This window comes from Pontiella sp. (assembly GCF_041622395.1).
GTDB lineage: Bacteria > Verrucomicrobiota > Kiritimatiellia > Kiritimatiellales > Pontiellaceae > Pontiella.
In genome coordinates this window covers 1-14676 of sequence record NZ_JBFJYW010000057.1, presented here as the reverse complement: position 1 = coordinate 14676, position 14676 = coordinate 1, and the positions used below count along the sequence as shown (strand labels likewise).

Here is a 14676-nt window from a genome sequence, read left to right as displayed (position 1 = left end):
GCGGCCGGCTTTGGTGCCGTTCCGCGCTTGAGGGGGCGCGCGCCGTCGTGTTAAATCCGCGCATGATCTATCGCTTTGAAGACCGCGTTCCAACCCTGCCCACGGAATATTATGTTGCCGATTCCGCAACCCTGATCGGCGATGTCGTTTTGGGCGAGCAAGCGAGCATCTGGTTCGGCGCCGTTTTGCGCGGCGACATCGAGCCGATCGTCGTCGGCAAGCGCAGCAACATCCAGGACAACTCCGTTGCCCACACCGGCAAGGATGCGCCGACGATTTTGGGCGACGACGTGACGGTTGGCCACCAGGTCACGCTGCACGGCTGCAAGGTCGGCAACAACTGCCTGATCGGCATGGGGGCCATCTTGCTCGATGGGTGCGAGATCGGCGACAACTGCATTGTCGGCGCGGGCTCGCTCGTCGGCCAGGGCCGCGTCATTCCGCCCGGCTCGCTGGCGATCGGCTCCCCGGCCCGGGTTATCCGGACGCTTTCGGACGGCGACATCGCCAAGATCCGGAGCTATGCCGCGCGCTACGTCGACAAAATGAACCGCTACCGAAACGGCGCCATGAAACGGATCGATCCCGACGCGCCGGCTGGCTGAAGAGCCGGCAACGGGTCGGGCCCTATTTGCGGCCGGTCTTTTGGTATTTGGCGCGGCGTGCGGCGAGCTCCTGGAGATGGCCTTCCTTGGCCCGTGCGTATTCGGGGAGGAGGATGCCTTTTCGGGCGAGTTCCTCGTACCATTCGAGCGCCTTGGCAAAGTTGACTGCCAGGCCGCCGTTCTTTTTGTCGAGCAGCCCTTCGCGGACAAAATAACGCGGGCCGTAGAAATGCATTTCGGCGACGGCCCGCATGGCATCGGTGCTGCCGAGCTCGGCGGCCACCCAGTAGTAGGAGTAGATCCGCGACGTCAGCATCGAGTAGGTCATCTTGGTGCCGTCGGGCTTGGCGTCGCCGTTCCTTTCGAGGAGGCGTCCGGCCTCGTAAAGCGCGTCGGCGGTGGGGGCGTCCTGGAGTTTGTCGAGCTGCCGTATGGCAGAGAATTCGTTTTGGATCCCGTTTTTCTCCCCGGCGTCGACGGCACGTTGGTACCATTCCTTGGCCAGCTTGAAATCGGAGCGGACGCCTTTGCCGCCGACATACATGCGGGCGAGCGGGGCATACGCCTCGGCAACGTCGGCCTGGGCGGCCTCGCCGAAGCACCAGAAGGCTTTCTCGAAGTTCACGTCGCCGCCGATGCCGTGGTAGCACATGGTGCCGAGCTGAACCTGCGCCTGGAGGTCGCCGTTTTCGGCGGCCTTTTCGTACCACAGGCGGGCGAGTTCGGGGTTGTGCCCTTCGGCGAGCAGGTCGTTGTACGCATCGGCCAGCTTGAGCATGGCCCACATGGACTGCAGCTCGGCGGCTTCCTGGATCCATTCGTCGGTTGCGACGGCGGGGAAGGGCACGCCGTTTTCGTAGGTTTCGCGCCGGGCGCGGCGGTCGGCGGCTTCGTCGAGCGGCGAGAGCAGGATCGCCTTGGAAGCGGCCTTGAGCGCGTTTGCAAATTCGAGGTTGCGCATGTAGGCCGCCGCCAGCAGATCGAAGCTTTCGGGGTTGTCGGGTTCCTTTTTGGCCAGCACGGTCGCGTACAGGAGCGCCTTGGGGCCGTTGTGGAAGGTGGGGTCGGGACAGGCGGCATAGATGCGCGCGAGCCCGGCGCAGGCCTTGAGCGAGGCGGTGTTGGTGACGGCTTGTTCGTACCAGTCGATCGCCTCGGCGTAGTCGGGCGGAAATTTTTTGTTGTCGCTTTCGTAGAGGCTGCCGATCTGGACCAGCGCCGCCGGGTTGCCGGCCTCGACCGATTTCTTGTACCACTGCACCGCCGTCTTGGGGTTGCTTGCGGTGCCGGTGCCCGTTTCGAAGCAGTGGCCGATCCGCAGCATCGATTCCGTATGCCCGAGCTTCGCCGATTTTTGGAAGAGCGACATCGCCGCCTCGGGATCGATCTTGAAGACGGTCATGGCTCGCTCGTAGATCTCTTCGGCCGATTCCTGGTTCTTGGGGGCGGCCGCGGCAAGGCAAACGCTGGCCGCCAGGAAAAGGAGGGTCAGATGGATGTACTGGGTTGTCGGTTTCGGTTTCATAGGCTTTCTATCTATGACGTTGTTTTTCCGTTGCGCTGGACACCCCGGCCGTCCGGTCGCGGAGCCGCCGCGGGATTATTTCGTTGATCGCCCCCGTTGCCGGCTCCAGAATCGCCGCATGGAAACGATACAGCAGGTGCTGAGCCATATCCGGTGGGACCCGGATTTCGGCCAAGGCGATTTCGAGGTGGGGATCTACGACCGCGTGGCCGACGCCGTCGAGTTCCACGCGCTCGGGGAGCTTCGGATGGAGAGCGGCAACCGTTTTTCGTTCGGGATCGTGATCGACGGCGTGGTGCGGGACATCCCATACCACCGCATCCGCGAAGTCCGCAAGAACGGCGCAACCATCTGGCGGCGCTGAAATGATGAACTCAATACGCGCTTCCGCCGCCTCATTCGTGCCGCTATACTACCCCCGCTTTTCGGAGATCTTCAGCTGAACGACCGTTGGGTCGGAGCCTGATTTCTCCACCCGGGAGCCTTCCGGTTCCCGTAACGCGAAACAAGGAGTTGCCAATGAATGATCGAATGGGCCGTTGTATCATGGGAGCCGCGCTGTTGATCGGGCTCGGGGCTGTCGCAAGCGATTGGACGCAGTTTCGCGGACCGGGCGGACTGGGCAAGGCGGAAGGTGCAGCGGGCTTGCCCGTAACCTGGGGCACGGGCGAAAATATCGTGTGGAAATGCGAGCTGCCCGGCCCGGGAACCTCCAGCCCGATCATCGTTGGCGGAAAAATTTTCACGACCTCCTATTCCGGCTACGGCGTGTCGATCGACGAGCCCGGCGAAATGGAGGAGCTCAAACGCCATCTGGTGTGCGTCGACCGAAACTCCGGAAAGGTGCTCTGGCAAAAGGACTTCAAGGCCGAGCAGCCCGAATCCAAATATGTCGGCAGAAACAACACCCACCACGGCTATGCATCGAGCACGCCCGTCACCGACGGCGAACGGATCTATGTCTTCTTCGGCATTTCCGGGGTCTACGCCTTCGATCTGGATGGGAACGAAGTGTGGCACGCCAAGGTCGGCTCGAAAACACATGGCTGGGGCTGCGCCACGTCGCTGCTGCTCCACCAGGGATTGCTCATCGTGAACGCCAGCATCGAAAGCGAGGCGATGGTTGCGCTCGACGCCCGAACCGGCAAGGAAGCCTGGAAGGTTGAAGGCATTTCAAAATGCTGGGCCTCGCCGATGCTCGTGGCGGTCGGCGGCCGGCAGGAACTGGTGCTGGCGATCCCCGACGGCGGGCGCGAAAGAACCTCCAAGCTCAAGGGGTTCGACCCTTCGACGGGCCAGGAGCTGTGGGCATGCGCGGGGCCGCCGGACAGCTATCTGTGCCCCAGCGTGGTTTCGCACGAGGGCGTCGTCTACTCCATCGGTGCGCGAAACAATACCGCCTTGGCCGTGCGTGCAGGCGGCCAGGGCGATGTCTCCGAAAGCCATGCGCTTTGGTCGGTCCGCGGCGGCTCGAACATCACCTCCCCGGTGTATGTCGATGGCCATCTCTATTTCTTCCATGAAAAGGGGAAGGCCGTCTGCCTCGATGCCGCAACCGGGGAAACCGTCTTCGAGGAAGCGCTCGATCCCGTCCCCGGGCTGGTCTATGCCTCGCCGCTGTTTGCCGACGGCAAGCTCTACGTGGCCTCGCAGGACCACGGAACCTACGTCATCGAAGCCAAACCCGCGTTCCGGCAACTGGCCGTTAACACCTTCAAAGATGATCCCTCCCGCGTAAACGCCTGCATCGCCGTCTCGGAAAACCGGCTCATCATGCGCACCGACCAAGCGCTCTACTGCATTGGGGAGTGACCTGCGCCGGATTTGATGGCAAGGCCGCGGCGAATGCAATCCGCCGCCAGCCGGCCGGGCGTTTCGGGGGGCTGGAATTCGAGGCAACAAGCGTGCGGAAATAATTTCGAAATTTAGTATTGCACCTCCGATTCCGAATCATTAGCTTCCTTCCCTTCTCGAATGGAAGCGTAGCTCAGTCGGTAGAGCAGCTGACTCTTAATCAGCGGGTCCAGGGTTCGAGCCCCTGCGCTTCTACCATTCTTAACCCCTGGTCTAGTCAATAGGCACGGGGGTTTTCTTTTTTTGGCTCTCCTCCAGATGCGGCGCGCGGGCAATGTTTTCGCGGCGAACGATTGGGCCGCGCGGCAGGGGGACGTTGCTCCGCTCAAGTATCGGTTTGTTCTACTGCCGGTTTCCGCTACAGTTCCATATCTCGTGGTTAAACCACGAATACGCTATACCGATGGCAGGAGGGCTGGAAATGAAGTTTTGTGTTTTGCTCACGGGTTTTGTTCTAGGCGCCGCGCTGAATGGCCCGGCGCTTGGGAAACCGAATGTGGTCATCATTTACGGCGACGATGTCGGATACGGGGACGTCGGGGTTTATGGCGCGGAAAAGATCCCGACGCCGAACATCGACCGCCTGGCATCGGAGGGGCTTCAATTCATGGATGGCCACTGCACGGCGTCGACCTGCACGCCGTCGCGCTATTCCATGCTGACCGGCCGGTTTGGTTTCCGCGAGGGGATCGGCATCCTGCCTCCCGGCGCGCCGCTGTGTTTGCCGACCGACAAACTTACCCTGCCGAAGCTGTTCAAAAAGGCGGGCTACGACACCGCCGTGATCGGCAAATGGCATCTGGGCCTTGGCACGGAAGGGGTGCCGACGGATTGGAACGGCGATGTGAAGCCGGGACCGCTCGAAGTGGGCTTCGACTATTCCTATCTCTTGCCGGTGACCAACGACCGCGTCCCTTGCGTCTATCTGGAGAACCATCGGGTGGTGAACCTCGATCCGGCCGACCCGCTTTACATCACCGAAGAGCCCGTTCCGCCGCAAGGGTTCGCAGGCACCGTCTATCCGATCGGCCGCAAGAACCGCAAGGCCCAGACCTATTACCAGGCCGATGACCAGCATGCTTCCAGCGTAATCAACGGCATTGCCCGCATCGGCTATCAGTGGGGCGGCAAATCGGCGCTGTGGAACGATGAGACCATGGCGGACCGTTTCGTCGAAAAGGCGAAGGCCTACATTGCGGCGAAGAAGGACCGGCCGTTCTTTCTCTATTTCGCCGCGCAGGATATCCATGTGCCGCGCGCCCCGAACCCGCGCTTCCTGGGCGTGACCGGGCTGGGCAAGCGCGGCGATGCCATGGTGCAGTTCGACTGGTCCACCGGCGAGATCCTCCGGGCGCTGGAGCAAAACGGGCTGACCGAAAATACCATCGTCATTTTTTCCAGCGACAACGGCCCGGTCTACGACGACGGCTATGCGGATGGCAGCACGGTGCGCAAATCGGACGGCGAAGTCGACAACGGCCACGATGGCTCCGGACCCTATAGCGGCGGCAAGTACAAGATCTACGAGGGCGGAACCCGCGTCCCGTTCATCGTCCGCTGGCCGGCACGGATCAAGCCGGGCAAATCCGACGCACTGGTCAGCCATATTGATTTCATGGCTTCATTCGCCAAGCTGCTGGAGATCGAGCTGGCGTATGACGAGGCGCCCGACAGCCGCGATAGTTTGGCGGCCCTGCTGGGGGAAGACCAAACGGGGTTGCCGTTCATGCCGTCGGAGGCCGGTGCCACCATCGCCCTGCGCCGCGGCCCGTGGAAATACATCGAGTTCGGCCGTGGCGGCTGGATGCACAAGGACAAGGCCGGCCAGCGCGAGCTCTTCAAGCTGGATGAGGATATCGGCGAAACGCGCAATGTGCTGAGCCTCTATCCCGAGGTTGCCGAAGAGATGGCCGCCCGCTTGGCCGAGATCAAGAACAACGGGCGCATTCGCGACTAGCCGTGGTCGCGCGCGGAGTATCGGAAGCGGCGTGAAGGTGAATTGAACAAGGAGAAACCATGTTGAAACGAATTGGCATTGCAATGCTTCTGTGCGCCGTTGCCGCACAGGCCCAACCGGACCGGCCCAATATCGTCTGGCTGGTGAGCGAAGACAACTCGGCCGGCTGGCTGAAGCTGTACGATGAAAACGGCGCGTCGATGCCGACCATCGAAAAGCTCGCGGCGCACGGGCTGGTGTTCAACCATGCGTTTTCCTGCGGCGTGGTTTGCTCGGTGGCGCGCAGCACGATCATTTCGGGCTGCTATGCCCCGCGCACCGGCGCGGAATACCACCGCAAGCAGGAGCCGGTGCCCATGCCGGAGGGAATTAAAATGTTCCCGTACTACCTGCGTGCGGCGGGCTACTACACCTCCAACTGCCATAAGGAGGACTACAACTTCGCGCCTTCCGAAAAGGCGGGCGTCTGGGACGAGTCGTCGAAAAAAGCCAGCTACCGCAAGCGCCAGCCCGGCCAGCCGTTCTTCCACGTGCAGAACTATACGACCACCCACGAGAGCAGCCTGCATTTCAAGGACATGGCGCAACCCGTGGCCACCGATGCAAACGGCGTTGAACTCTATTCCTATCACCCCGACACCGAAACCTTCCGCTATACCTACGCGCGCTACCTCGACAACCACATGAAGCTCGATGCCGAGCTCGGCAAGTTTATCCAGGGGCTTGAAAAAGAGGGGCTGATGGACGACACCTTCATCTTCTACTACGGCGACCACGGCGGCGTGCTGCCGCGCGGCAAGGGCTATGCCTACAACAACGGCCAACAGGTGCCGATGGTCGTCTACGTACCCAAAAACTGGACCCATTTGGCGCCGGCCCGGCCCGGCAGCCGCATCGATGGCTTCGTCGAGTTTGTCGACCTCTCCGCCACCGTGCTCAATCTCGCGGGCGCGGAGATTCCGAAAGGGATCGATGGCGAGCCCTTTCTGGGCAACGGCGTTGAACTCGCCGAACTCAACGCCCGCGACACCGCCTTCGGCTATGCCGACCGCTTCGACGAAAAATACGATCTCGTCCGCACGGTCCGCCAGGGCGACTTCATCTACATGCGCAGCTACCAGCCCTTCAACTACGATGGCCTTCACAACGACTACCGCTACAAAATGATCGCCTACCGGGAGTGGCGCGACCTGTACCGGGACGGCGCACTCAACGAAGTGCAGCGCCAATTCTTCGAGCGCCGCCCGCCCGAAACGCTCTACAATCTCAAGAGCGATCCCGACGAGGTGAACAACCTCGCGGGCGACCCGGCCTACGCCGACCGGCTTCTGCAGCTGCGCGCGCTGCTGCGGCAACGCGTCAAATCGATGCCCGACCTCAGCTTTATTCCCGAACCCGTCTTCCTGAAGGAAGGACTCCAAAACCCGACGGCGTATGGCCGGAAAAACCAGGCGCGGATCGGCGCGCTGGTGGAGATCGCCGACCTTAGCCTTCGGCAGTTCCCGGAAGTGAAGCAGGGCATTGCCCGCGCACTCGCGTCAGCCGACCCGGTCGAGCGCTACTGGGGCGTGATCGTCTGCTCTTCGTTCGGCGAGCAGGCCGCGCCGTTCTATGAAAAGGCCAAGACCATGGCCGCGTCCGACGCCGACCGGCTGGTGCGCGTGCGCGCCGCCGAATTCCTCGGCCTGACCGGGCAGGCCGATCCGCGTCCGGTCATCTACGAGGTCCTGAAGCAGGTCGATGATCCGGTGGAAGCCAACCTGATCCTCAACTCGGCCACGCTGCTGGAAGACTCCGCCCCGGGATACGACTTCGACCCCTCGGCGTTCTCATCGGCTTCGTGGGCGAAGGGGAAAGGCAACTTGGCGAAACAGCGCCTGGACTACCTCGCCAAATAGCCGTTCCGCTTTCCGCAGCCGCTCATGCCTCGGGGTTTTGGTTCTCCAGCTCCCGCATGATCAGCTCGGCCGGCGTGAGGTATTTCTTGTCGTTGTTGCACGTCTTGCAGCAGACGACGCAGTTGCTCTTGGTGCTCTTGCCGCCGCGCACCACCGGCAGAACGTGGTCCATCGTCAGTTCTTCCGCCTCGAAGTGCCCGCCGCAATAGTGGCAAATGCCCTTGGCGAGCTGCTGCTTCCACCAGTCGCTCTTGCGCAGCTCCTTCGCCTTGGCCCGCTCGCGCTTCACGTGGGCCGGGTCTTTCTTGATTTCAATCCAGTCGTCGTCCACAACCGTTCTCCGTTTCGATGGCTGGAAACTAATCGCACCCCCGCGCGGATTCAATGAAAAGTTCCAAGGGTTGACTCGGGATTGAACGAAAGCGAAGCTATGGCGTCTCAAGAGCGGAGGTTTACCATGAAAATACCGTTTGTTTCAGTAATGATGGCTGCAGTTGTTTTGTCGGCCTGTGCAAAGGAGGTTGGAACCGTGGATACCAACAAAGTCGTTAAAACCGAAGCGGAGTGGAAAAAGCAACTCTCCGACGAACAGTACCGGGTAACCCGCAAGAAGGGCACCGAACGCGCGTTCTCCGGAGCATACTGGGATCACGCGGAGTGGGGCATCTATTCCTGCGTGTGTTGCGGCACCGACCTGTTCCTCTCCGATACCAAGTTCGATGCCGGCTGCGGCTGGCCGAGCTATTTCAAGCCCGTCAACGACCAGGTCATCACCGAGCACCGCGATACGTCGCACGGCATGGTCCGTACCGAGGTCGTTTGCACGAAATGCGACGCCCACCTCGGGCATGTCTTCCCCGACGGCCCGCCGCCGACCGGCCTGCGCTACTGCATCAACTCCGCCTCGATCAAGTTCCGCAAAACCGATCCCCCAAAAAAATAGCGGGCGCCTTGCCCGATGCCTACTGCGGTTGGAACCCAAAGCCCCGTAGCGCCGGACTCCGATCCGGTGTTTTCCGCCAACCGGACCCCCGGTATGGAAACCGAGGCCACTTCTGCAGGCCGCCGGCCTGCTCCCGCGGGTTTTTAAAACGGCACAAAAAAATAGCCCCAGAAAACACGGCGGTGTTTGTCTGGGGCTATGGAATTGCGGGAAGCCGGAGCCCGGGCGGCTCCGGCAACGAGCGCGGCTAGAATTTGGATTTGATCGTTTCGAGATCGACGCCAAAGACCTTCAGGGCAATGCCGTCGAGATCGGCTTCGGAGCCTTGGAAGTGCATGGTGCGCTGGACGTGCTTCATCGTTTCGCCGGGCTTGAGGGCGGCGGCAGGCGAGGAGGTTTCGATTTCATAGAACGGGCCCAGCGGGGCGGCGCCCGGTTCGGGCGAGCCGTCGTTGTAGGAGTTGATCACGTCGCCGGAATAGGGCTCTTTCTGATGTTCCCACATGGAGTTGACGTATCCGTAGGGCGCGTCCTGCATGTTGTAGGTGACGACCGTCAGCACCTGGCTGTCGGCATCGTAGCTGCCGGCGACGCCCTTGGTGCGTTTGGGGCCAATGCCGATCTTGCCGCGGCGGGTGCCGTCGCCCTTGAAGAAGAGGATGTCTTCTTCGACCTTCAGGTATTCGGGCGGAACCTTGCCGAAGTAGGCGTCGTTGACCTTCGGGCCGAGTTCGGCTTCGGGGCCGGCCTTGAACGGAATGACGATGGTGGTTTTCGGGGCCGGGTTCAGCATGCCCAGCATCCAGATGGAAGGCAGTCCGGTTTCGGGGACCCACGGTTTTTCGCCGGTGTTGGTCAGGCGGTTGTCGGTTTCGAAAGCGACCATGCGAATGCCTTCGGGCAGGTCGATGCCGATGGTTTCTGCGGTGGCGGCTTCGTCCAGCAGGCGGACGGTCCGTTCGATGCCCATTTTAAAGACGGTGCCGCTGAAGTTGGTCAGCTCGCAGTCGCGGCGGAATACCGCCCGGTCCTTGGACGTGGAGACCACTTCGAAGGGTTCGGTATCGATGACCGCAGGCGTGCGCCAATCGGAAAACTCGAATTTGTCGCCCGGCTTGAAGTAGAGCGCGAACTGTCCGCCTTCCGGGCCGAGCCAGAAGCGTTCTTCCCCGCCGAAGACATAGATGTGCTCTTCGAGCTTGCCCTTTTTCTCCTCGTCGGAAAGCAGTCCTTTTTCAATGACGGGCCGGTTGATCCAGCCAAAGCTCGGTCCCGCCTTGCGGTCGAACGTGCTCGTCATGACGCGCCCCTGGTAGTCGGGAGCGACCGCGACGGCGGCATCGCCGTCTTTCAACAGGATGATCGGCGTGTGCTCTTTCATGAACGCGACGTCGTCCGAAAACCCGCCCGAAACGCAGGTGCACCCCGCGAGCATGAGCGATGCGGCACCCGCCAGCCCCAAACCTACTACTTGCTTATTCGTCATTTGGCATTTCTCCTTATGTTAGTCATTTCCTTATCGATTGTTCTCATTCCCGATTGAATTCCACCGTTGCGCTGGATTCGATCCCCGCGGCGGTCTTCACCTTCAGCGTCGCGGCGCCCGACTGTCCGGGAAGGCTGCGCAGCACGGCGACGGCTTTGCCGTAGAAGAGCGGATGCGTGGCATCGGTGAACACATCGTGTCCCAGCGGATTTCCGTTGGCGACGCCCTGCAATTTTGCGGCCCCGGTCACGGAGAAGGTCAAATCGTCCATTGCGCGCGGGCAGAGGTTGCCGTCCTGGTCGAGCAGGTCGATCGTCACGTAGCACAGGTCCATGCCGTCGGCCCGGAGTTGCGTGCGGTCGGCGGTCAGCCTGAGCTGCGCGCCCTGGCCGGCGGTGCGGACGACGGCTTCGCCGAGGGGCTTTCCGTTTTTGTAGGCCACGGCCTTGAGCTCGCCGGAGGCATAGGGCACCTCCATCCAGCGGATGCGGTAGGTATCGACCACGTTGAAATAGGGATTTTCGCTGCCCGCGCCATTTGCAGGCGGATTTTCCAGCACCTCGACTTCGCGGATGCTGGCCCACTTTTGGCCGTTGTTGACCACGATCCGCACCCCGCGCGCCGACAGCGGCGGGAAGCGCAGTTCGCTCCGGTCGCGCTGGGTCAAGGCTTTGGTCTTAACCGGCTTCCATTTTTTGCCATCCGTGGAGGTCTGCAGTTCAAACGCGCGCTTGGGGTCGGGCTTTTCCCATTGGATCGAGACGAAGGCGATGGTGCGGGATTCGTCGAGGTCAACCTGCCAATGCTGCGGGTAGCTCCCGTCCTTGGCGCACCAGCGGGTTGCGCTGTTGCCGTCGATGGCTTTGCCCGCCAGGTTTTCCGCCTGCACGTTTCCGCCGGCATCCTGGATCAGCTCTTCGCTGCTGGCGGATGCCACCTTGCCATAGGCGAGGTTGGCCAGCTTTTGCTTGGCGGGGTCGACCTTGCTCTTGCGGCCGAGGCTGCGGCCGTTCAGGAAGAGCTCGGCTTCGTCGCCGTTCGTATAGACGTAGACGGGCACGGCTTCGCCCTCGTGGCCCTCCCAGTTCCAGTGGGGGGCGAGGTGGACGGTGGGCTCCTCCGGCCGCCAGTGGCTGCGGTAGAGGTGGTAGGAATCCTTGGGCAGTCCGGCCAGGTCCACGATGCCGAAATAGCTGCTGCGGGCCAATGCGCCGCTGGGTTGCGCCGACTTGCCGTTGCCGCCCTGGTAGGGCGTCGGTTCGCCGAGATAATCGAATCCGGTCCAGACGAATTCGCCCGCCATGAAGGGATGGCGCCGCATCCGCTCGAACTCGACTTCGGGAATGTCCGCCCAGGCGGCCGCCGTCAGCACATGCGCATTCAGCTCGCCGTCGTTGCCCCAGTCCGTTTTCGTTCTTGGCGAGTTCAGCTTATACGCGCCGCGCGTTCCGAAGGCCGAGGCCGACTCGCTGTAGATCAGCGGCATCGTGGGATAGGTCTGGCGGGCGGTCATATATTTTTGCGCATAGTTCCAGCCGCTGGTATCCAGCGCGTCGATGATCCGCTTCGACGCCTGGGCCGGAATGTGGCTGCCCAGCGTAATCGCGCGCGTCGTGTCCTGCCGCTTGAAATAGGCGACCATCTGGTCGACATGCTCCTTTTCCAGCCCCGCGATCTCGTTGCCGATCGACCAGGTGAAGATGCTGGGGTGGTTCCGGTCGCGGCGAACGAAGTTCACGACCTCGCGCTCCGCATAGCGGTCGACATATTCATCGATGCTGCACGGAATCCCGGCAAACTTGTCGTACTTATCGAACAGCTCGTCCCAGACCACGAAGCCCATGCGGTCGCACAGCTCCAGCAATTCCGGCGCGGGGGCATTGTGCGACGTGCGGATGGCATTGACGCCCATCTGCTTCATGATCTGCAACTGGCGCTCCATCGCCCGCGGGAAAAAGGCGGCGCCCAGCGGGCCGTGGCCGTGATGCAGGTTGACGCCGTGGAGCTGCACGCGGCGGCCGTTGAGGTGGAAGCCGTCGTCGGCCGTCCACGCGAAGGTGCGCAGGCCGAGCGGCGTGGCCACCCGCTGGCGCTCCTGCCCGTCCGCCAGCAGGCGCGTCGCCACCTGATAGAGGTTCGGCGAATCCACATCCCAGCGCAGCGGAGCGGGGACGTTAAACTCGAAACCGGCAACCTGAAGCGTCCCGGGCGGGACGGTGATGGCGTTGCGGCGTTGGGCAACTTTTTTGCCGGCGGGATCGAGCAGGGTGGTTTCGATCTCGACCGTCTGCGCCCGCGTGGCGGAGTTGGTCAGTTCGACTTCGGCGCGGACCGTCGCCTGCCGGTCGGTCACTTCGGGGGTGGTGACGCAGACGCCCCAGACCGGAATATGGAGCGGGTCGACCAGCCGGATGGCGACCTTGCGGTAGATGCCCGCGCCCGGATACCAACGCGAGGTGTGCTGCCGGGTATCGGCGTGCACCGTCAGGACATTGCCGCCGCCGAAATTCGCGGCCGCGGTGGCATCGATCCAGAACGAGTTGTAGCCATAGGTCCACGAGCCGACTTCCTGGCCGTTGAGATAGACCGTGGGGTTCGCCATCACCCCGTCGAAAACAAACTGAAGGCGTTTTCCTTCCGCCTCGGCGGGGAGGTCGAAGTGCTTGCGGTAGTAGCCTTCGCCGATCCAGGGGAGCTTGCCGGTCGCGCCCGGTTCCGTCAGCGCGCCGAACGGCCCGGAGATGGCCCAGTCGTGCGGCAGGTCGACCTGCTCCCAGGCCGCGTCGTCGAAGTCCGGCGCAATTGCCGCCGCTTGATCGCCTTTGGCAAAGCGCCAACCAAAATTGAAGGAGGTGTCGTCGGCGAATCCCGCCGCCGTCAACACCATCGAAACCAACAGGGGGCTCGCGTATTTTATCATGTATCCATTCCTTGCGTTCTACCGTGTTTGCCGGAGCCTGCTTTCCGCAGCATGAGTCAACCCGGATAGCTATAGACGATTCCCCTGCGATTTAAAAGAAGGCCGTTCAATTTAAGAGGCCTTCGGCTTGGTTCACTTCCGTTTGTTGCCGCCTTTCCCGAGGTAGGGGTAGTGGTCGAAGAGATCGCCCTGGCCGAGCATGCGCGGATCGTTCTGATCTACCAGTTCGGCCTCCATCTGCGCCTTCAGCCGGGCCATGATCTCGTGGTATTCGGGGTTGTCCGCCAGGTTGACCATGCAGTGCGGGTCCTTCCGGATCTGGTAAAGCTCCTCTTCGGGGCGCAGGCCAAAGCTCCATGCATAGAAGCGGTATTCCGGGTCGCCCGGTTTCAGCGCGGTGAGATAGCTCTTCGTGGGCGAGTTGTCGCAATTCTTCAGCCCCAGCTCGGGATTGCCGGCCGGCCAGCGGTCCGGTTTCATGTTGTGGGCATACAGGAAATCCTTGGTGCGGATGGCGCGGACGGGATAGGCCAGGTCCTTTCCCTCGGCGTTCTCCCGCCCGATATCGTGCCGCTCCTTGCCGAGCAGGACGTGGTCGCGCGCCGGATCGATCCAGCCCGACTGGGGGGACCGCAGCAGATCCAGGAAGCTCTTGCCCGTCATCTGTTGGTGCGGCTCCAGACCAACCGCCTGCATGAACGTCGGCGCCACGTCCGGGAAGCTGACGAAGTCCTCGACCACGCGGCCCGGTTGGATGACGCCGTGCCAATAGGCGACCATCGGCACATGGAACCCCTCTTCATAAAGCTGCCCCTTGATGCGCGGGAACGGCATGCCGTGATCGGACGTGACGATGATCAGCGTGTTTTCGAGCAAACCGCGCTGCTCCAGTTCCCCGATCGCCCGGCCGACGTGGCGGTCGAACCACGTGACCTCGACGGCATAGTCGAGGAGGTCGCCGCGAATCGTTTCGTTGTCCGGAAAGAAGGGCGGCACCACGGCATCGGCCAACCGGAGGCCCGCCTTTTTCCAGGAACCCTTTTCATAGGCCCGGTGCGGTTCGGAGGTTCCCAGCCAAAAGCAGAACGGGCGGCCGTCCGGGTTTTGGTTGAGGAAGGCGGCGAAGTTGGCCGCGTAATCGATATTCCTGATCCCGGAGTAGGGTGGCTTCAGCTTGATGTCGTTATAGGCCTTTCCGGCCGGGTTCTCGCCTGCGCAGACCCCCGGCGCCCAGCCCTTTCCGGTGAAGCCCACGTGGAATCCGGCGTCTTTGAGCAGATGGGGGTAGAAGGAGAATTTTTCCGGGAAACGGGGCCAATGGTTGCAGGCCTCTTCCAGTTGCCAGCTGTAGCGGCCCGTCACCAGGCAGGCCCGCGCCGGCGAGCATTTCGGGTTGCAGTTGTAGGCGTTGCGGAACAGGACGCCGCCCTCGGCCAGCCGATCAAAGGCGGGCGTTTGGACCATCGTGCCCCCATAGGCGCCGAAGGT

Annotated in this window: 11 protein-coding genes and 1 tRNA gene; 7 read left to right on the top strand and 5 right to left on the bottom strand. The window is 62.2% G+C overall.

Annotation, left to right across the window (positions count from 1 at the left end):
• Positions 1-605: gamma carbonic anhydrase family protein (locus ABYO54_RS05160; RefSeq protein ID WP_372807173.1), on the top strand; the 605-nt coding region annotated here is incomplete at its 5' end.
• Positions 606-627: 22 nt separating this feature from the next.
• On the opposite strand, the gene ABYO54_RS05155 is transcribed toward ABYO54_RS05160, so the two are convergent.
• Positions 628-2130: a tetratricopeptide repeat protein gene (locus ABYO54_RS05155; RefSeq protein WP_372807172.1), complete on the bottom strand. Its 1503-nt coding sequence runs from the start codon at positions 2128-2130 to the stop codon at positions 628-630.
• Between the two features lie 118 nt (positions 2131-2248).
• Between ABYO54_RS05155 and ABYO54_RS05150 the strand changes: the two genes are divergently transcribed.
• The 5 genes from ABYO54_RS05150 to ABYO54_RS05130 all read left to right on the top strand — a co-directional run bounded on the left by ABYO54_RS05150 (position 2249) and on the right by ABYO54_RS05130 (position 7839).
• Positions 2249-2494 (top strand): DUF504 domain-containing protein, encoded by a 246-nt coding sequence (locus ABYO54_RS05150; protein WP_372807171.1) that lies wholly within the window; start codon positions 2249-2251, stop codon positions 2492-2494.
• A 155-nt stretch (positions 2495-2649) separates the two neighbouring features.
• Complete coding sequence (locus ABYO54_RS05145; protein WP_372807170.1) at positions 2650-3942, top strand: PQQ-binding-like beta-propeller repeat protein; 1293 nt, start codon at positions 2650-2652, stop codon at positions 3940-3942.
• A 164-nt stretch (positions 3943-4106) separates the two neighbouring features.
• Positions 4107-4182: transfer RNA gene (locus ABYO54_RS05140), tRNA-Lys, on the top strand.
• Positions 4183-4405: 223 nt separating this feature from the next.
• The gene (locus ABYO54_RS05135) at positions 4406-5941 is read left to right on the top strand and encodes an arylsulfatase (RefSeq protein ID WP_372807169.1); all 1536 of its coding nucleotides are present in this window, start codon (positions 4406-4408) and stop codon (positions 5939-5941) included.
• 59 nt (positions 5942-6000) lie between these two features.
• Positions 6001-7839 (top strand): sulfatase-like hydrolase/transferase, encoded by a 1839-nt coding sequence (locus ABYO54_RS05130; protein WP_372807168.1) that lies wholly within the window; start codon positions 6001-6003, stop codon positions 7837-7839.
• Between the two features lie 22 nt (positions 7840-7861).
• Here ABYO54_RS05130 and ABYO54_RS05125 read toward each other — a convergent pair whose 3' ends face one another.
• Complete coding sequence (locus ABYO54_RS05125; protein WP_372807167.1) at positions 7862-8170, bottom strand: HNH endonuclease; 309 nt, start codon at positions 8168-8170, stop codon at positions 7862-7864.
• Positions 8171-8323: 153 nt separating this feature from the next.
• On the opposite strand from ABYO54_RS05125, the gene msrB reads away from it, so the two are divergent.
• Positions 8324-8782 carry a peptide-methionine (R)-S-oxide reductase MsrB gene (gene msrB, locus ABYO54_RS05120; protein ID WP_372807174.1) on the top strand — a complete coding sequence of 153 codons (459 nt, stop codon included), beginning with the start codon at positions 8324-8326 and terminating at the stop codon, positions 8780-8782.
• Between the two features lie 247 nt (positions 8783-9029).
• Here the strand turns inward: msrB and ABYO54_RS05115 are convergent, their stop codons facing one another.
• The 3 genes from ABYO54_RS05115 to ABYO54_RS05105 form a co-directional block, all read right to left on the bottom strand.
• Positions 9030-10268: a DUF6786 family protein gene (locus ABYO54_RS05115; protein WP_372807166.1), complete on the bottom strand. Its 1239-nt coding sequence runs from the start codon at positions 10266-10268 to the stop codon at positions 9030-9032.
• A gap of 43 nt (positions 10269-10311) precedes the next feature.
• Complete coding sequence (locus ABYO54_RS05110; protein WP_372807165.1) at positions 10312-13188, bottom strand: glycoside hydrolase family 2 TIM barrel-domain containing protein; 2877 nt, start codon at positions 13186-13188, stop codon at positions 10312-10314.
• Positions 13189-13320: 132 nt separating this feature from the next.
• Positions 13321-14676 (bottom strand): sulfatase (locus ABYO54_RS05105; RefSeq protein ID WP_372807164.1); only part of this gene is annotated, 1356 nt, incomplete at its 5' end.